This is a genomic window from Lysobacter sp. ESA13C (genome assembly GCF_019970005.1).
Classification (GTDB): Bacteria; Pseudomonadota; Gammaproteobacteria; order Xanthomonadales; family Xanthomonadaceae; genus Lysobacter; species Lysobacter antibioticus_B.
Window position 1 is genome coordinate 38624 of sequence record NZ_JAHXYK010000016.1, and the last position, 19781, is coordinate 58404.

The 19781-nt window shown below is 66.7% G+C and carries 9 protein-coding genes; 6 read left to right on the forward strand and 3 right to left on the reverse strand.

Going from position 1 to position 19781, the window contains the following annotated elements:
- Nucleotides 1–7: 7 nt before the first annotated feature.
- The 6 genes from LC490_RS23490 (at nt 8) to LC490_RS23515 (ending at nt 6435) form a co-directional block, all read left to right on the forward strand.
- Nucleotides 8–484 (forward strand): TRAP transporter small permease, encoded by a 477-nt coding sequence (locus LC490_RS23490; RefSeq protein WP_223621838.1) that lies wholly within the window; start codon nt 8–10, stop codon nt 482–484.
- Nucleotides 484–1767 carry a TRAP transporter large permease gene (locus LC490_RS23495; protein ID WP_223621810.1) on the forward strand — a complete coding sequence of 428 codons (1284 nt, stop codon included), beginning with the start codon at nt 484–486 and terminating at the stop codon, nt 1765–1767. The genes LC490_RS23490 and LC490_RS23495 overlap by 1 nt, the downstream gene beginning before the upstream one ends.
- 99 nt (nt 1768–1866) lie before the next feature.
- Nucleotides 1867–2943 (forward strand): LacI family DNA-binding transcriptional regulator, encoded by a 1077-nt coding sequence (locus tag LC490_RS23500; RefSeq protein ID WP_223621839.1) that lies wholly within the window; start codon nt 1867–1869, stop codon nt 2941–2943.
- Between the two features lie 1378 nt (nt 2944–4321).
- Nucleotides 4322–5167 carry a 5-dehydro-4-deoxy-D-glucuronate isomerase gene (kduI, locus tag LC490_RS23505; RefSeq protein ID WP_223621811.1) on the forward strand — a complete coding sequence of 282 codons (846 nt, stop codon included), beginning with the start codon at nt 4322–4324 and terminating at the stop codon, nt 5165–5167.
- 10 nt (nt 5168–5177) lie between these two features.
- Nucleotides 5178–5951: a 2-dehydro-3-deoxy-D-gluconate 5-dehydrogenase KduD gene (gene kduD, locus LC490_RS23510; protein WP_223621812.1), complete on the forward strand. Its 774-nt coding sequence runs from the start codon at nt 5178–5180 to the stop codon at nt 5949–5951.
- Nucleotides 5952–5976: 25 nt separating this feature from the next.
- Nucleotides 5977–6435: a cupin domain-containing protein gene (locus tag LC490_RS23515; protein ID WP_223621813.1), complete on the forward strand. Its 459-nt coding sequence runs from the start codon at nt 5977–5979 to the stop codon at nt 6433–6435.
- Between the two features lie 12 nt (nt 6436–6447).
- Here LC490_RS23515 and LC490_RS23520 read toward each other — a convergent pair whose 3' ends face one another.
- The 3 genes from LC490_RS23520 to LC490_RS23530 all read right to left on the reverse strand — a co-directional run bounded on the left by LC490_RS23520 (nt 6448) and on the right by LC490_RS23530 (nt 19698).
- On the reverse strand, nt 6448–8220 hold the full coding sequence (locus tag LC490_RS23520; RefSeq protein WP_223621814.1) for a ShlB/FhaC/HecB family hemolysin secretion/activation protein: 1773 nt from the start codon (nt 8218–8220) through the stop codon (nt 6448–6450).
- An 88-nt stretch (nt 8221–8308) separates the two neighbouring features.
- Complete coding sequence (locus tag LC490_RS23525) at nt 8309–9175, reverse strand: hypothetical protein (RefSeq protein ID WP_031370141.1); 867 nt, start codon at nt 9173–9175, stop codon at nt 8309–8311.
- Nucleotides 9172–19698 (reverse strand): hemagglutinin repeat-containing protein, encoded by a 10527-nt coding sequence (locus LC490_RS23530; RefSeq protein ID WP_223621815.1) that lies wholly within the window; start codon nt 19696–19698, stop codon nt 9172–9174. The genes LC490_RS23525 and LC490_RS23530 overlap by 4 nt, the downstream gene beginning before the upstream one ends.
- Nucleotides 19699–19781: the final 83 nt, after the last annotated feature.

Genomic DNA, 19781 nt, shown 5'->3' on the forward strand with positions numbered 1-19781 from the left:
CAGCGGCATGCTGGACCGTATCGCCGCGCTTGCCGTGGCCGTCGCCGGCGCCGCCCTGGTCGGCATGGTGGCGGTGCAGGCGATACAGGTGTTCGCCCGTTACGTCCTCAACGATTCGCCCGGCTGGACCGAGCCGGTCGCACTGATCCTGCTCAACACGGCGATGAGTTTCGGCGCCGCGGCCGGCGTGCATCGCGGCTCGCACTTCGGCTTCTTCATCCTGCTGCATGTCGTGCCGCCACCGCTGCGGCGGTTCCTGACCGCCCTGTCGCAAACGGTGATCGCGATCATCGGCGCCGCATTGGCGTTCTGGGGCGGCGAACTGCTGCTCGACGGGCTGGACATACCGATGGCCGGCGCCCCCTTGCCGCAAAGCGCCGCGTTCGCGCCGATGGCGATCGGCGGCGCATTGATGACCGTGTTCGCGCTGCAACGCATCGTGCAGGTGTATGCGCCGTCGCCCCGTATCGAAGGGAGCCCCTGATGGAAGTCACGATCCTGTTCGGCGTGTTCGCCGTGCTGTTGCTGATCGGCGTGCCGGTCGCCTATTCGTTGTCGTCGGCGGCGCTGGCGACGCTGATGTACATCGGCCTGCCGCCGATCGTGGTGGTCCAGCAGACCGCCGCGGGGGCCGGATCCGCCTCGCTGATCGCGATCCCGCTCTTCATCTTCGCCGGCGAGATCATGCTGCGCGGCGGCATCTCCGAACGCCTGATCGGCCTGGCCTCGGCCCTGGTCGGGCATCTGCGCGGCGGCCTGGGCCAGGTCAGCGTGCTGTCGTCGCTGTTCTTCGGCGGCGTTTCGGGCTCGGCCATCGCCGACGTCTCGGCGATCGGCGGGGCGATGATCCCGCAGATGGTCAAGCGCGGCTTCGACCGCGATTTCGCCGTCAACGTCACCATGACCGCGGCGATGGTGGCCCTGCTGGTGCCGCCCTCGCACAACCTGATCCTGTACTCGGCCTCGGCCGGCGGCAGCATCTCGATCGCCGACCTGTTCGCCGCCGGCATCGTGCCGGCGCTGCTGATGACCGTGACCCTGATGGTGACCTGCTGGATCATCGCGCGCCGGCGCGGCTACGCCATCGAGCCGTTTCCGGGCTTCGGCATCGTGCTGCGGCGTTTCGTCTCGGCCTTGCCGGGGCTGCTGCTGGTGGCCTTGATCTTCGTCGGCATCCGCGCGGGCATCTTCACCGCGGTGGAAAGCGCGGCCATCGCGGTGGTTTATGCCTTGCTGGTCACCACCCTGGTGTACCGCAAGCTGCGCTGGAAGGATTTCCTGGAGACGGTCGCCGGCGCCGCCCGTACCACCGGCATGATCCTGTTCGTGATCGCCTCGGCGGCATCGTTCGGCTGGCTGCTGGCCTATCTGCAGGTGCCCAGCGCCGCGGTCGAGGCCTTGACCGGGCTGACCACCGACAAGAACCTGCTGCTGTTGCTGATGATCCTGATTCTGTTGGTGCTCGGTACCTTCATGGACCTGGCGCCGATGATCATCATCTGCACGCCGATCTTCCTGCCCCTGGCCAAGGCCATCGGCGTCGACCCGGTGCACTTCGGCATCATCCTGGTCCTCAAGGGCGGCATCAGCCTGATTTCGCCGCCGTTGGGTTCGGTGCTGTTCGTCGGCACCGCCATCGGCCAGATCAGCATCGGCGAGACCTTGCGCACGATCTGGCCGTTCTGGCTGTCCGCGCTCGGCGTCTTGCTGGTGGTGACCTTCGTGCCGGAACTGTCGCTATGGCTGCCGGCCTTGCTGAAGCATTGAGCACGGAGCGCGGATCGCCGCCGCAGGCGGGCGCGGGCGCGCTCGGCCTGCGATGCGGGCTAGAATCCCCCTATCCCTTCGGTGCCCCCCGCCTTGTCCATGCCGCCGCGCAAGAAAACTGAACGCATCGCACCGCCGGCCAAGAGCGCGAGCGCGGTGCCCGGCAAGGCGCAGACGATCAACGACATCGCGCGCCTGGCCGAAGTGTCGAAGAAGACCGTCTCGCGGGTGATCAACCAATCGCCGCTGGTGCACAAGGAAACCCGCGACCGGGTCGAAGCGGTGATGCGGGAGTTCAACTACACCCCGGATCCGTTCGCCCGCGGCCTGGCCTTCCGCCGTTCGTTCCTGATCGGCATGGTCTACGACAACCCGACCGCGCAATACATCGTCAACATGCAATACGGCGCGCTCGATGCGATCCGCGATTCGGGCTTCGAGCTGGTGGTCCACCCTTGCGACAGCCGTAGTCCGGGCTACATCGACGGCGTGCGCCGCTTCGTGCAACAGCAGAAGCTGCACGGGGTGATGCTGGTGCCGCGCGTATCCGAAGACCAGGCCCTGGCCGACATGCTGGCAGAGATCGACTGCCGTTATTCGCGCATCGCCTCGGTCTCGCTGGACCAGGCCTCGCGCATGGTCATCACCCACGACCGCGACGGTGCCGCCGAGGCCGCCGACTACCTGCAATCGCTCGGCCACCGCGACATCGCCCTGATTACCGGCCCGAGCAGTTATCGCTCGGCGCACGAGCGCACCGCCGGCTTCGTCGAGGCGCTGGCCAAGCGCGGCATCGAGTTGCCGCGCGAGCGCGTCGTCGAAGCCGGTTACACCTTCGAGTCCGGCGTCGCCTCGGCCGAGCGCCTGTTGGCCGGCAATCGGCGGCCGACCGCGATCTTCGCCGGCAACGACGAGATGGCCGCGGGCGTCTACAAAGTGGCCTTACGCGCCGGCATCAGCATTCCGCAAGAGCTGTCGGTGATCGGTTTCGACGACAGCCCCCTGGCCTCGCGCCTGTGGCCTGCGCTGAGCTCGGTACGCCTGCCGATCCGCGACATGGGCCGTATCGCCGCCTCGATGCTGCTGGCCGAGCCGGCCGCCGCTTCGGCCCTGGCGGCGGCCAGCGTCCGCCCCCACCTGATCGTCCGCGACTCCTGCCAACCGCCGGCGCATTGATCCGCCGAGCAGTTCGAGCTCGTTGATTTCTTTGTAGTGCATGAATGGTTTCCGGCCGGCAGTTGCCGAGCGTGCCGTTGCCGTTGCCGTTGCCGTAAAGATTTTGCGGTTGTTGTGCGTCGCCGCGCACTCGCGAAGGCAATCGAAGACCCGGAGGGCGGCGCGCAAGGATGCGCGCCGTTTTTCATCGGGACAGGGATGTCCCGCATGAAAAATCCCCGCGGATACACCGCTCGTGCGGGCCTGTGATTCAAAGCAAAAGCAACTTCTTTGGTGACTTTTGACCGAAGGGAATCCAGAGGGACTTTTGTTGCTTTAGACAAAAGAAAGTTACCCGCCGCTTTAGTGGCGGAAGCTTTAGGCGTTTGATCCTGATCTTGTTTTTGAAGAAGCCATAAGCAAGTGCAGAGCTTCCGTCCGCTACGCGGCCGGGTTACTTTCTTTTGCTGGCCGAAAAGAAAAGTAACCAAAGAAAAGGGCTCTCCTTGCAAGGGCACAGGCCACGAGTTCGCAGCTAGCGCCGGGATTTTTCGATAGGACATCCTTGTCCTATCGAAAAACGGCGCACGTTCTGTGCGCCGCCCTCCGGGTCTACAGTTGCATCGCGAGTTCGGAACTACGCTAAGCTTTCGCGGCACCAGCAACAGCAATGGAAAATTTGCCGCTTCCGCAAGGGTTTTCTGTTCTGTTGTGCGCCGCCGCGCACTCGCGAAGGCAATCGAAGACCCGGAGGGCGGCCTGCATGGATGCAGGCCGTTTTTCATCGGGACAGGGATGTCCCGTATGAAAAAGCCCTGCGGAGGCACCGCTCGTGCGGGCTCTTGACTCAAAGAAAAGCATTTTTCTTTGGTTAGCTTTCTTTTGTTGCTTATGACAAAAGAAAGTAACCCGCCGCTTTAGTGGCGGAAGCTTTTAGCGTTTGATCTTGATATTGATCCTGATCTTGCTTGAGCGAAACGCCGCAAGATCAAAACAGCGCGGTCGCGGCTTGTGACCAAAGGAAATCCAGTAGAACGCCACTCCTGCCCTCGCGACGATCCACTCCTTCTATCGATGACAAAGGCGTTGCGGATTCTGCGCGTCCCTTGGTCGCGGCTTACGCCGCTCCTACAGGAGCAGGTACATCGCGACTGCCCGGTTTCGCACTCGCGGCGTGGCTTACCCAGCTGATTCGGGACATCAGATAATGGCGGTAATAGGCTGATTTAAAAAGATATTCACGGCAGCCGCCATGCCTGACTGCCCATCCGAAAGTGCCAACAGCAACCTCAAACCTATCGCCGTCGCAAACGAATGACACCGGTTAACCTTCCGGTCTAGAATCGTCTCTACCCCGGCCCTGTCGCCTGCCCGGGGCCCCGACCCGACGGAGCTTTCGATGTTCCAAAAGACCTACCACGCCACCCATCCCGACATGATGGCCGGCGCCAGCAACGAGCAACTACGCGATCGCTACCTCATCGGCGATCTGTTCGCCGACGGCGAGGTTCGTCTCAACTACTCGCACAACGAACGCTTCGTCATCGGCGGCGCCGCACCGACCCACGAGCCGATCGCGCTGCCGCCGCACAGCGAGCCGGCCTCGGCGGCGGGCAAGTCGTTCCTGGAACGCAGGGAACTCGGCATCGTCAACGTCGGCCAGGGTGCGGGCAGCGTGCGCGTCGACGGCCAGACCTATGCGCTCAAGCCGAAGGACGGCCTTTACGTGCCGATGGGCACGCAGAACGTCGTGTTCGCTTCCGACGATGCGGCCGAGCCGGCCAAGTTCTATCTGGCCTCGACACCCGCGCATGCGCGCCACGAGACCGTGCACATCTCGATCGACCAGGCCGTGCCGCTGCAACGCGGCGCGTTGGAGACCTCGAACGAGCGGGTGATCTATCAGTACATCGTGCCGGCCACCTGCCGCTCCTGCCAGTTGCTGCTGGGCCTGACCGTGCTCAAGCCGGGCAGCGTCTGGAACACCATGCCGCCGCATCTGCACGACCGCCGCTCGGAGGTCTATTTCTACTTCGAACTGGGCGACCAGCGGGTCATGCACTTCATGGGCGAGCCGGCCGAGATGCGCCATATCGTGATCCGCAACGACGAGGCCGTCGTGTCGCCGCCGTGGTCGATCCACATGGGCTCGGGCACGCAGAACTATTGCTTCATCTGGGCGATGGGCGGCGAGAACCTCGACTACACCGACATGCACCAGCTCGACATCTGCCAACTCAAGTGAGGGCACGCGCATGAATACCGATCCGCATCCGCGCAACCCGTTCGGCCTCGAGGGCTCGGTCGCCCTGGTGACCGGCGCCAATCGCGGACTCGGCCAGGCCATCGCTCTGGCGCTGGCCCAGGCCGGCGCCGACATCGCCGCGGTGGCCAGCGGCACGATGGACGAGACCGCCGAACTGGTGCGCGGCCTCGGCCGCCGGCTACTGCCCTTGCAAGCCGATCTGTCCAGTCTGGAACCGATCGACCGTATCGTCGCCGAGACGGTCGAAACCCTGGGGTCGGTCGATATCCTGGTCAACAACGCCGGCCTGATCCGACGCGCCGACGCGCTGGATTTCAGCGAGGCCGACTGGGACGCGGTCATGAACGTCAATCTCAAGAGCGCGTTCTTTCTGGCCCAGGCAGTGGGGCGCGGCATGGTGGCCCGCGGACGCGGCAAGATCATCAACGTCGCCTCGATGCTGTCGTTCCAGGGCGGCATCCGCGTGCCCTCCTACACCGCCAGCAAGTCCGGCCTGGCCGGCATCACCCGCCTGCTCGCCAACGAGTGGGCCGGCAAGGGGCTCAACGTCAACGCGATCGCGCCCGGCTACATGACCACCGACAACACCGCGCAACTGCGCTCCGACGAGGCGCGCAACCGCGACATCCTGGCGCGGATTCCGGCCGGACGCTGGGGGCAACCGGCGGACATCGGCGGCGCGGCGGTATTCCTGGCAAGTCGTGCCTCGGACTACGTCAACGGTGCGGTGCTGCCCGTCGACGGAGGTTGGCTGGCGCGCTGAGCGCCGTTATCCGCGGAGATCCACCATGATCCTGCCATCGATTCGCCGATGCTCGGCCGTTGCATCGGCCTTCGTCTTCGCCGCGACGGCGATCGCGCCGGCTCATGCCGCGGCCCCGGCATCGAAGCCGCGCTCGGGTTCGTATGTCGAGCAGGCTCGCGACATCGCGCAAGCGCAGCCGGGCCCGCACGAAGGCGAAGGCCGCACCACGGCCTATCCGTTCTTCGCCCAGGCCGAAGGCTTCGACATCGTGTTCCGTCAGCGCAGCCTGCATCCGGGCGCGAGCATCGGTGAGCACACGAACGACAAAGACGAGATCTATTACGTCCTGTCCGGGCGCGGCGAACTGATGCTCGATGGCCGCCGTCGCCAGGTCGGTCCGGGCGACGCGGTCCTCACCCGCAACGGCAGTCGCCACGGCCTGCGCCAACTCGGCGATGAAGACCTGACCATCATCGTGGTCTACCGCAAGCCTGCGCCCTGACCCGCCCGTGCGCTAGAAGCTCGCGCTGAGATTGAAGCCGAAGCTGATGTCGGCGGTCGGATAGCCGCGCGGTTTGGAGATCGGCGCGCCGGCGAACAGGTCGTAACTCAAGCGCTTCCAGCCGCCGCGTGCGCCGACCACGCCGCCGGCGAGGTCGCGGCCGATCAGCTCGGCGACCGAGCGGCCGCCGACGCGGCCGTAATCGATGCCGACATAGAGCTCGGTGCCGCTCTGGCCAGGGACCCAGCCGAGGTCGTTGCGGATCAGCCAGCCGCGGTCGCTGACCAGGCTGGTTTCGCCGTCGAAGCCGCGCACCGAATAGCGGCCGCCGATCGCGAAGCGGTCCTGCGGGGTCAAGGGCGTGCGGTTCCATTGCGCCCGCAGCAGGCCGACATAGCGCAGCCGGCGCTCGCCACCGGCGAGCTTGAGCTTGAACGGCGCGGTGAGGCTGACTTCGGCGGTATACAGCTTCATCCGCGAAGTGCCTTCGCCGAAGCTCTCTTCGGGAGAGACGATGGAACCGAAGGCGCCGGTGCCGCGCTTGTGGGCGAGCGTGGCTTCGAGGGTCGCGCTGCCGACGAACTCCTTGTGGTTGAGGCTCAGCTCCCATCCGCCGACCACGCGGTGCTGCACTTCGATCTCGGTGTCGTCGACGAAGTTGCGCGAGGATCGACGGAAGGCCTTGAGCGCCATCGCAGTCTTGCGATGTTGGTCGCGGTACAGCAGGCGCGACAGCTTGACCTCGCCGTTGCCGCTCTCGCCCGAATAGACATAGGTCTGGTTGAGGCCGGCGACGCGCTGGTGATACTCGCTCTGCGATGCGGTCAGGGCCAGCGCCCAATAGCCGTACGGCAAGGAGTAATGCGCAGTCTGGCTTTCGTTGCCCTTGGCGGCGCCGTGGAACAGCGGGCTGGCCACGCCGTGGTTGGCGCTGACGTAGAACAGGTCGTTGAGGCCGAACGGATTATCCAGCGACAAGGTCGCGCCGCCCTGGTTGCGGCCGGTCGAATCGGTGCCGCTGTCGTCGAGGTTCAGGTTCACCCGCCAGTGGCGCGGCTGCACGTACTTGACCACCAGATCGCTGTCGCCGGGCCTGGCGTCCTTGGCGCTGGACGGCTCGATCTTGATGTCGGCGTCGGCGGTGGGCGCGCGCTTGAGGTTCTCCAGGCCTTGTTCGATGTCGCGCAGGTTCAGCAGGTCGCCGACGCGGGCCGGAATCGCGCTGAGCAACAGCGCCGAACTGCCGAGCAGCGGCGACGCCGAATCGGCGCCGAGCCGGATCGCGGCGATGCGCCCGGGCAACAGGGTCAAGCTCAGCGTGCCCTTCGACAGGTCTTGCGGCGCGGCGAGTACCCGCGTGGTCACCCAGCCCTTGGCGATCACCGCGGCCTGGACGCGTTCCATGACCACGTTGACGCCGTCGGTGCCCAGGCACCGGCCGAGCGCCGGATCGTCGCCGTCGGGGCCATCGAGATGATCGAGCGCCCATTGGAAGGACTCGGCGCGATCGCCGACCAGCAAGACACGGTCGATGCGGAAACACGGCGACTCGGATGCGGGAATGCGCTGGGTCGGCGCCGCCAACGCGGTCGGCAGGCGCTCGTCGATGCTGCGTTCGTTCTGCTCGCGCAACGCCCGCTCGCGCTCCTGCTGGCGTTGCTGCTCGATGATCGGTTGCGGCGTGGTGGCGACCTGGGCGGCGCAGATCGCTGGTGCGGCGACCGCGCAGGCGATCATCGTCGCGCGGGTGGTGACTCGCATCGCCTTGCGACAGGGATTGTTCAAAGCGCTTCCTCTGGGAAATCGTCCATGTTCAAGCAAGCCGCAATCGGTGCCGGCGAAAGCCCGCGAACTCAGCCGGGTTGAAACCGGTCTACTCGCTGATCAATCCGATCAACGCTTTCATGCCGGGATCGACAGGTCTATCGAGCAAATAGCGTTGCTTGATCGTCGCCAGCGCCAGGCGCAGTAAAGACCAACTCGACGAAACGATGGCGTCTCCGCGTTGCGCAGCCTCGTGCGAAGCCGCTCCGGTCCTGAGCAACGAAGTGGGGTGTCGCGCCTCGTCGAACAGCGAATGGAACTGCAGCCAAAGCGTCGAGTCGGAAGCGACGCTTTGCCCCGCCGGAACCGCCAGAAGCGCATCGGCCAGACCCCGGGCCCAAGCGTGATAACGCGCGGTGTACGAGAACGGGCGCCGGACCTGGAGGATCGAATGAGCCAGGTCCGGGCGTCCCCAAGCCAGCGCGACGACCGCGCATTCTATGAATCTCGCCTGGTAGCCATCCTGCCAATCCCGATCGGGCAACAGCGCATACTCTGCGGCGCTTCCTTGCAGCGCATCGAAATGGAGCGGCTCCACCGCGAACGCTTCGCCGAGCAGCGACCGGCTATACAGCTCGACCCTCACGAAGTCGTACCACCGCGCAGCTTTCAGCGTCGAGGTTCCCCATCCTCCTGCCCCCCCGCGCTGCCATCGCTCTGGCTCGGCTTCGGCGCGCTCGATCTGAGCGCGTACATAGCCCAGGAATTTCGCCGCCAGGTCGCTTTCGTCCGGAGCGCCGCAGAGCAGTTCCACGGCGCAGTCGAGATAGTGCGAGCTGACGGGCACGTCCATCCGAGACCAGAATCGGAACAGCCCTTCCCCGTCGATACGCTCGACCGTGCCCGGATAGCCCTCCGGCCCGAGATTAGCGGCCACGAACTCGCGCCATGCCTGCTGGGTGGATACCGCATTCATCGTTTGATCGGCTCTCTCACGCGGGGCAATACCGTGATGTTCGTCAGGGAGAATTGGTTGTTGGTGAGCTGGCGTATGTTGTCGAGTTGGGCGAGCGAAGGGTTGGAGCTCGGTCCGACGAAGAGCTGGACCAGGAAGGTCCTCCTGTCGATCTGATCCAACGCCGATATTTTGGCCAGATTGGGAATCGTCGGGTCGTTGAGGATCGTATCGCGCATGGACGCCAGGTTCTTGATGAATTGAGCCTCGCCGTTCTTGCCTTCGCCGAACGCGGTGATCTTGGGCATCGACCCCGATTTGTCTTCGACGATGACCAGTTGGTAGTTCCCGTTAGCATCTCTCTTGATGTAGGACGGATCGAAGCCGTTGTTGTTGCCTCGTCTCGCATCGACCATGCTCACGACGTCCACGGTCGAGCGGATGAAGCGCTCCGCGGCGCGCTCATGATCGACGTTCTGCGAACCGATGAGATTCTTGGGGTCGGTCGGCCCCCAGGCGAATTTATCGCTCGCTATCACCACCGGGATCGAGGTGCCGCTGGAATCCTTCATCGGCATGATCACGTAGCCGGCCGGTGCAGGCAGTCCGATCGGCGGCGCTCCCGGCAACGGCGGATTCTGCGACGGCAGGCTCGGCACTTCCGCGCCGGCCCCGATCGGCTCGTAGCGATCGGTCGCCGGGTTGTACCGGCTCACCGTGCCGTTGCGTTCGATGATGTCGACATCCTTGTCCCCGATCCGGATGGTCGTGGACTTGCCGGCCCCCACCTCGTCGGTGACCTGCCTGTTGCTCTTCCCGGGCGAGACGTTGGACAGCATGGTTCCGAGCGCACTGACGAAGGTCCCGCGCCGCAACAAGGCCAAGGCGTCGGCTTCGTCCTTGGTCAGGTAACCGTTCGCGTATAGCGTGGCCGGTGTGGCGTAGGTCGAGCCGAGTTCGTTGGCGCCGATCGCCGCGAGCCGTTCCAGGTTGGCCTGGTACAGGGCCGCGACCTGACTCAGGTTGGTCCATTCTTCCGAGGTATAGGGATTGATGCCCTTGCCGCTGGCGTATTGCTTCAGCTCCAGGAGGTCCTCGCGCATGTCGTCGAGGTTCGCCCGGCACTGTTCCGGTGCCTGCATCGTGCAGCTCATGTCGATCTGGCGGTTGCGTTCGATGCTGACCTCGTTCCAATACGCCTCGCGCGCCTCGATGCAGGGCCCAAAGCCTCGGCAAGCAACGATTTCTTTGTTCTTCTGCACGACCTCCATGTGCTTGAGGTAGTTGTTGGAGGTGGCGGTATTGGCCAAATCCGCACCCAGGCCCGCATCGCCCAAGGCAGCGCCGACTGCGGCGCCCAACAGCGTCGAACCTGCCTTCACCAGGGCCTTGTAGGCGTCGCTCTTGGGGTCCAGGCCCTGACTCTTCAGGTACTCGCCGATCATCGGCGTCAACTGCTCGTTGATCGTGCCGACGGCGAGTCCGAGCAGCGCACTGCCGTCGCCGATCTTGGCCTGGATCGCGCCGGCCAATCCGTGCAGCAGGGTCTTCTCGATCGAGCCGTCCTGCCAGGCGGTGACCGGCCTGGGCGACTCGCCGGCCGCTTCGGCGCGCTTTCTTTCGTCTTCCTGCGCCTGCTTGTTGAGTTTTTCGCTGACGTCGCCGATGACGCTGTTGACCACGCCGCCGACGATGTCGAGCGCGCGCTGGCGCTCTTTCGCTTCTTGCTGGCGCTTCGGAATCTCCTCGGCCTGTTGCAGGGTCAGGGTATTGACGAGCGCGCCGTTCGCGGTTTCAGGGTCGCGCACGGTCAGGGTGGCGACGTTCTCGCGGCTCTTGTCGTCGATCTCGGCGTTGCCGGTGCCGGTGATCCTGATGTTGCCCGGGCTGATGACGCTGAGCGTATGGCTGCTCTCGTCGTTTTTCGCGGGCAATCCGGCGCCGCCGGTGAGATTCGCCAACGCCGTACTGGTCGCGCTCGATATCGCATTGCCCGCCAGGCTGGTGCCCTGCGAATACGCATTCGCCCCCGAGCTGAAACTCATATTCAGGCTCGAACTCGACGAATTGGTCTTCTGCTGGTTGACCAGGTCGCTGCTGGTCAGGCTGGCGGTGGTCAGGCTGTTCTTGTCCGGCGCCGCGGTGCTGGTGATGGCGCCGCCCTTGAGGTCGGTGTTGCCGCGCACGACGATGTCGTAGCCGCCGCTGCCGGCGCTGATGCCGCTTTGCCCCGTGGCGCTCTGGTAGAGATGATTGACGCGCTGGCTGGAGGTGTTGACCGAGCCCGAGACGTATTCGCCGTAGCAGATCGGCGGGATGCACAGGCTGAGGCTGAAGCCGCTGCTGCTTTCGCGGCTGACGTAGCTGGTGACGTCCTGCAGCGACTCGATGTTGAGATTCCGCCCGACGTTCATCTCGACGCTGTCGCCGGCCAGCTGCGCGCCGCGCAGGTTGGTGTCGCGGCCGCTCTTTACCTTGAGCGAGTCGGTGGCGGTGACGAGGGTGTTGTCGTGGCTGACCTCGAAGCCGGTCTGGCGTCCCGACTTGTTGCCGGCCTCGACCTGGATGCTGAAGCCGTTCTGCGAGCCGAAGCCGAACGTCACGCCGCCGCCGAGGTTGCTGCCCGAACTCGTGCCGAGGGTCGCGGCGGTGTTGCGCGCGGCGTACAGGTTGATGTCGCGCTTGGCGTCCAGGACGATGTCGCGTGCCTGCAGCTTGCCGCCTTCGACATTGATGTCGGACTCGCGGGCGGTGATGTCGATGCTGCCGGCCTGGATGTTGGTTCCGCGCTGACTGGTGCTGACCTTGACCGTGTCGGAACGCTCGCGCGTGCGGCTTTCGCTGACCGCGATGCCGAACGCCGCGCCGGACGGATTATTGGCCAGGGCCGCCTCGCTGCTGCCGGCGGCGACCGCGGAGGCGACCTTGGTCGGGTCTTGCGCCTGGCCGAAGCTGTTGACGCCGTTGGCGATCTTGTCGCTGCTCACCAGCTTGTAGGCGTCGTAGCCGGATTTCAGCACCAAGGCGCCGCGCAGGCGATCGTCGCTGGTGGTGCGCGCCGATTCGACCCGCTTGTACAGGCTGGTGATGGCGCTGCCGGCATAACCGGTGAGTTCGGCGCCGATGGTATGGCCGCTGCTCTCCTTGTGCTTCTTGCTGGCCTCGGTCGAAGTCGCGGCCATCAGGTTGACCGCGTTGCCGGAAATGCCGACCCGGTTCTTGGCCAGCAGGTTGGCGCCTTCGGTGGTGACGTTGCCTTGCCCGGTGCCCGCGTACTTGGGATCGGCGCCGGCATACAGGCTGAGGTTGCCGTTGTTGGCGCTGATCAGGCTGGTGACCGCGGTGCTGGATTGGCCGGTGCCGTCCTCGCCCTTGCGGGTGCGGCTGTAGAAGGTCTGCTTGGGCGCGTAACCGACGCGCAGATTGAGGGTACGGTCGTTCTTGTCGCTGGCCGAAATCGTGTCGCTGGTGTCTTGCGCGGCCAGGATGTCGATGTTGCGGCCGGCGGTGATGCCCACGTTGCGGTCCGCGATGACGTTGCTGGCGATGATCTGGGCATCGCGGCCGGCATCGATGCTGACGTTGCCGCCGTTGACGCTGCTGCCGACCTGTTCGGTGCTGCGGTTGATCTCGAACTCGCTGCGCGAGCTCTTGCTGTAGGTCAGACCGTCGGTCAGGTTGCGCTTGAAGCCGCTGCTCTTGCTGGAGGCAAAGCTCGCCGACTGCGAATGCTCCTGCGCACTTTCGATGCGCACGTCGCGACCGGCGCTGAGCACCGCCTGATTGACGGCGGAGACCTCGCTGCCGCGCACGACCAGGTCGTTGCCGGCCGACATCACCACGTTGTCGCCGCTGAAGCTGCTGCCGATGACCCGGGTTTCGCTTTCGCCGTCGAGCTTGTCGCTGCTGCTGCGCGAGAGCAGCTTCTTGCTCGAAGTATGGCTGACCGCGAGCATCGCGCTCGCGGACTGGCCGGCGTCGATGCGGATGTCGTTCTCGGCGCTGACCGCGAGGGTACCGCCGGCGGCCACCTGGGCCGCGCGCGCCTGCACGTCGTGGCCGGCGCTGATCGCGACGCTGCCGCCGCCGACGATCTGCGAGCCGACTTCGCGGCTATGCGCGGCGATGCCGCTGGCGGTGGTGTCGCCGCTGCTGCCGCTGACATGGGCCGAGGTGGAGAGCGTGACCGTACCGAGATTGACGTCGCGGCCGGCGTTGGCCAGCGTGCGGCTGCCCTGGCCGACATTGGAAAGGATCGCGCCGGTCAGGTTGAGGTCGCGCTCGGCCGAGGCCAGCAGCACGCCGCCCGGATCGGTGACGTAGACGCCGGCGATGCGGTCGATGTTGCTGCCGGTCAACAGACCGGTCGAGTTCTGGGTGGTGGTGCGGATGTTGATGTCGCGACCGGCAGTCAGCACCGCCGAGTCGCGTGCGGTGATGCTGCCGCCGATATTGTTGAGGTCGTTGCGCGCGTCGATCGCCACGTTGGCGCCGGCGATGCGGCCGCCGAGGTTGTTGACGTTCTCGGCGGTGATCGACACCAGTGCGCGACCGGCGATGGTGCCGGTGTTGACCACGTCGCCGGCGCTGCCGATGCGTACCGCGTTGCCGGCGAGCAAGGCGCCGGAGCCGTCGATGTCGCCCGGACGCACGCGCACGTACACCTGCGGCACCAGCACGCGCTGGGTGCCGCCATCGGGCAGGCTCACGGTCTGTTCGACCAGCCAGACGATGTCGCTGGTCAGCTGGGCCATCTGCGCGGCGGTCAGGGCCACGCCCGGGCGCAGGCCGTATTGCTGGGCGAAGGTCGCACCGGCGTTCATCAGCGCGGTGTACTGGGTTTCGTCGCTGCCGAAGCCGTCGAGATAGCGATAACCGGTCAGCTGGGCGACCTGCTCGCGGATCAGTTTCTGCTCGTAGAAGCCGTCGCCGAGGCGCTTGAGCAGGTGCTCGGGCTGGAAGCCCATGCGGCTCAGCAGATAGTCGCTGCTCAACCACTGGCGGTGGTTGGCGAAGCGCGGGTCGGTCTCGATCAGATAGCGGCTGCCTGCATCCGGGCGCAGGCCGAACAGGCTGGCGCGCGGCACCGTCGCATTGGGCAGGCTTGTGCGCACGACCATCGGGATGGTCTCGTTGCTGCCGGTGCCGTCGGCGCCATTCGCACCGCCGGCCGTGCCGGCGCTGGCGCCCGAGGCGCGGATCACCGCGCCGACCTGAGCCGGCACTTCGACCAACGCGCCCGGACCGGCGCCGCCGTTCACCCCGCCCGCGCCGCCGCCGTGGGCGTCGACGTTGGCCGTGCCGGCCGCGCCGGGGTTGTAACCCTGCACCGCGTTGACGTTCTGCAGCGGGGTGTATTTCTCCAGGTCGATGGTTTCGTTGATGTCGGGGTGGCTGACGCTGCCCTGGATCTCGCCCTTGTGGTTCATGACGATCGTCGAGCTGACGATGCGGCGGTTGCCGGTCAAACCTTCATTAGTCACGTCGCTCGCGGTCAGGGTGCCGCCGGCGATGATCTTGCTGCTCTTGTTGTGCACGGCGCCGGACAGCGCCATGTCGCCGCCGGCGACGATGCGCGAGGGGTCGACATCGGTCGCGGTGTCTTCGGTGACCGCGTACGAGGTCGTCCACAGGCCGAAGCCTTCGACCGTCAGCAACTGGCCCGGTGTGCCGTCGGGGTTGCGCAGATAGACGATCGGCGAGCCCATGACGAAGATGACTTGGTCGAGGGTGTAGAAGCCGCTGCCGCCGATCGGCGCCAGCAATACCGTCGGAGCCTTCGGCGGCATCGCCTGCGGCCCCTTGCGGATGTGCACGTCCCAGTTGTTGATGCGGCCCATCGCGATCGACAGGTCGCCCAGCGACTCGATGTCGGCGCTGAAGTTGTTGAGCGTGCCGCCCTGCCCGGTCGCCTCGCGCTCGCCGTTGAGCGCACCGCCGATGTACAGGTCGCCGGCGCTGAAGATCAACGCGTGCTCGCGGTTGTTGAGGGTGCCGGCGCCGATGTCCAGGCGGCTGCGCGCGGCAATGGTGCCGGCCTTGATCGTGCCGCCGACGTTCTCGGCGTCGTTGTTCACGGTGCCGGCGCCGATCGAGACCACGTCGCCGTAAATGCGGCCGGTGCCGATATTGTTGAGAGTGCCGGCGTCGAGACGGGTGTCGTGGCCGTCGATGAGGCCGCGGTTGGTCAGCGTGTCGGCGGCGCGGACGATGGTGGTGCCGGCGCTGATTTCGGCGCCGGCGGTGTTGTCGACGTTGCGCCCGGCGACGGTCAGGGTCTGGCCGGCAACGAGCTTGCCGTGATTGGTGAAGTTGCCGGTCGTGGTGTAGCTGACGTTGCCGTTGGCGCCGACCTCGCCGTTGTTCACCACGTCCTGGGTCAGGGCGATGCTGAGGTCCTTGCCCGACACCGCGCGGCCGTCGCCGCTGAAGCGCGCGGCGTCGATCTTGAGCATCTTGTCGGCGACCAGGGTGCCGTTGCCGTTGATCAGGTCGAGCGTCTTGGCCGCCGGGTTGGCGGCGTTGGGATCGACGATCGCGACGGTGTCGCCGGCCGAGATCAGACCACCGCGGTTGTCGACGGTGCCGCCGCTGGCGATGGTGACGTTGGCATCGGCGCGGATCGCACCGGAGCGGTTGTCGAGGCCGCCGGTGTTGATCGCAACGCTGCCGCCCTCGATGCCCAGGTTCGCGCCCGAGGTGCCGGCGTTGACGACGTGGCCGGCATTTAGGGTGGTCTTGCCGAGCGAGCGAATCAGCGCGCCGCTGTTGTCGAGCGCGCCGGCGCTGATCGTGAGATCGCCCTTGGCCTGGGTACGGCCGCCGCGGTTGTCAAAGGCCGCGCCATGGGTGTCGATGCTGACGCCGCTTTCGCCCAGCACCGTGCCGCTGTTGCTGACCGCGCCGGTGTTGGCGACCAAGGCCTGCTTGGCGCCGATGAAGCCGGCGTTGTTGTTCACCGTGCCGGCGTTGAGGGTCAGGGTATCGGCGCTGCTGATGCCGCCCTGGCCGTTGCTGGCGCCGGCAGCGTTGGTGTTGATCAAGGCCTGGCCACCGGTATCGATGCTCATCGCCTTGCCGGACTGGATCACGCCGCTGTCGTTGTTCAACAGGCCCGATTTCAGGGTGACGGTTTGGGTGGCCGCCAACGCGCCCTTGCCGCTGTTGTCGAGGGCATGGCCGCGGGTATCGACCGACAGGCTGTCGCCGAACACCTTGCCGCCGCGATTGCTCAAGCCGCCGTTGGCCAGCATGGTGCGGGCGCCGGCCTGCAGGCTGCCGCCGTCGTTGCGGGTCAGGCCGGCGGTGGCGATGTCGAGGTTGCCGCGCACCGCGGCGACGGTGCCGCCGCTGTTGTCGAGGCTGGCCGCAAGGATGCGGGCATTGCCGTTGCCGGCGATGGTGCCGCCGATGTTGGTCGCGGCGCCGCCCTGGGTATCGACGGCGACGTCGCCGACCGAGGTGATGCGGCCGCTGTCGTTGTTCAAGCCCCCCGCGCGCAGGTCGACGTTGCCGCCGGCGCCGATCTCGCCCTTGAGGCTGTTGTCGAGTAGACCCTCGACGCTGAGGCCGAGTGCCGAGCCCTCGGCTGCACGCAGGGTGCCGGCCCGGTTGCTGAGGCTGCCGGCGGCGACGCGGGTCTGACCGTTGCTGGCGATGATGCCGCCGCTATTGTCGAGCACGCCGCGCACGCCGATGCGCGTGTCGGAGGCGCCGGTCTGGACGATCTGTCCGCCGCGATTGCTCAGCTCGCCGGCCTCGATGGCGATCTGCTTGGCGCTGGTCTTGCCGCCGTCCTGGTTGAAGGCGTCGGCCAGCTCGACGAGCAAGCCACCGTTGCCGGTGATGTGGCCGTTGTCGCCGTCGAAACGGCCGCCGGCGATCTTCAGCGCGCCGCTGCCGGCGTGTTCGATCTTGCCGCCGCGGTTGCTGATTGCCGCGCCCTGCAGCCCCAGGTCCTGGCCGTTGCTGGCGATGCGGCCGCCGTCGTTATTCAGCGTACCGCTGACTGCGAGCGTGCTGGCCGCGGTGCCGGTCTGGACGATCTCGCCGCCCTGGGTGTTGGCGATGTTGGCGGCGCGGATATCGAGTTCGCCGGCATTGAGTTTGCCGGCTTGGTTGATCAGCGACTGCGCGCCGTTCGTGTTGGCGACGACGCTCAAGCGGCCGGCCGTGGCCACGGTGGCGCGGCTGGTGTCGACGTTGCCTTGGGTGGCGGTCAGCGCGATCTCGGCTGCGCTGGTCTGGCCCGCGGAAATATCCACGCTCGCGCCCTGCAAGCTGACTTTGCCGGCGGCGAGCTGGGTGCCGTGGGCGACCAGGGCGCCACTCGTGGTGACCTGCAACTGGCCCGCCCCGGCGAGTTTGCCGTCGGCCTGGATGCCGGCGCCGAGCACGCCGCTGCCGCCGCCTTGCAGGCTGCCGGCGGCGATCAGTGCGTTGCGACCGGCGGTGATGCTGCCGTCGTTGCCCAACACGCCGCCGGTCGTGATCGTGACGTCGTTGGCGCCGCGCAGGCTGCCGCTGTTGGCGAGGCTGCCGGCTTGCAGATGCAGGTCGCCGGCCGCGCCGATCTGGCCCTGGGCGTTGCTCACGGCGCCGACCACGTTCAAGCGCGCGCCGGCCTGCGCCGACTGGATGCTGCCTTTGGCGTTGTCGAGCGTGGCGGCGGTCAGGCCGACATCGCGATTGGCGATCAAGGTGCCGGCGTTGTTGATCGCCGCGCCGCTCACCGCCGCGGCCAGGACACCGGTGGCGGCGATGGTGCCGCCGCTGTTGTCGAGCGTTCCGCCGACCGCGAGCTGGGCGTCGCTGGCGCTGGTCAGCGTGCCGCCGCGATTGAGCAGGTCGCCGCTCGCGCTGATGTTCAAGCGTCCGGCGTTGAGCTTGCCGCCGCTGTTATCGAACTGTTCGACCCGGGCGTTGAAGACGTTGCCGATATTGAGCGTGCCGCCGCGATTGTCGAAACGCGGCTGATCGACCGTCATGTCGGCGACGCTGAGGCTGCCGCCCTGGTTGTCCAGGTCCGCGCTGTGCAACGCGATCGCGCCGCCGGCATAGATGCGCCCGCCGTCGTTGCGCAGCGTGCCCGCCGCGGCGATCAGGCCTGGCGACGGCGGCTGGTACGGCGGCGGCACGACGCCACCGCCTTCGCCGCTGCCCGGAGTGCCACCTCCGTTGCCTGGTGTACCGCCACCAGGCGTGGTCGGTGGCGTGCCGCCATTGCCCGGCCCGGTGCCCGGTGTCGGCGTTTGCGCGATCGGCTCCAGGCCGATGTTGCCGCCGCGGTTGCTCAGGCTCGGCGCGCTCAAGGCCAGCGCCGCGCCGCTGGTCTGGCGCAAGGTGCCGCCGCGGTTGTCGAGGTCGCCCGCGCTGTTCAACTCCAGGCGCGAGCCTTCGAGCGTGCCGCCTTGCTCGCCGATGCGATTGTTGAGGGCGCCCTGGGTGGCGATCTTGAGGTTCGCGCCACTGGACACGCGACCGCTGTTGTCGAACGTCGATGCGCTCAGGCTCGCGTCGGTCGTGGCCTGCAGGGTTCCGATGTTTTCCAGGCGCCCGGCGCTGGTGACGACGAGTTGGCCGGCGCCGGCGAGCTGCGCCGCCGACGTCGACGCCGCCTGCACCGTGCCGGCGTTGCGCACACCAAGGCCGGCTTCGGTGCCGACCAGGACGATCTTGCCGGCGTACATGCCGCCGAGTGCCGCCACATCCAAGGCATAGGTCGGTGTGCTGCCGGAGGCGCCCGCCGCGGCGACCTGGGCGTGATCGGCGGAAATCTGATTGGCGCCGGTAACGACCTTGAGCTCGCTGGCCCAGATGCCGGCGTTGGCCTGCACCGCGCGGGCGAGGATCGCGGCGTAGTCGGTCTTGCTGGCGTCCAGGCCCTTGCCGTCGATGGTGATGGTGCCGCCGCGAACCAGGAAGCTGTCGAGGCCGCCGAAGGAATTGAACTGCGGCGTGCCTGTGGTCAAGGTGGCGCGGCTGGCGTTGATGAAACCGCCGCCGTCGACCGCGATGCCGGCCGGGTTGGCGATGATCACTTCGGCGCGTTGGCCGCCGACTTCGAGGTAACCGCGCAGGCGGCTGGCGTCGCCGCCGTTGACCTCGTTGAGGATGATCCGCGCCGGCCCGGTGGCCAGATTCGGATTGCCCTGCACCCAACCGCCGAGTTGGGTCTGGACGTTGCCGCGGCTGTTGTTGAGGATCGCGCCTTCGGGACCGACATTGAACTGCTGGTAGACGTTGCGGCTCACACCGGCCGCCGACGGTGTCTGGATGTTGACCAGGGGCACGCCGTTGGGCGCGGTCAGCAGCACCGGGCGCTGCGTCGCGGGCGCTTCCGGCGCCGCGATCATTTGTCCCTGGCTCGGCGAAGCCGATAGTGCGGCGACCAGGACCACCGCCGCAGTCAGCGGTGTGGTGGCGCGGTGCGCGCACGCGCCCTCGCCGTCCTTGGCGAGTGCCGGCTTCGTCCCGGAAGCCGACGCGTTCGGTTGCGTGCCGTGAGCACGCGCACGGGCGATGCGAGGCGGAAGGCGGGTCATGGTCTGTCGTCCTTGAAAGAATGGCGCGTCGCCGCCGTTGGCCTCGCACCCCGCAGGGCATGAGCTGGCGTTCGCCTATAGAG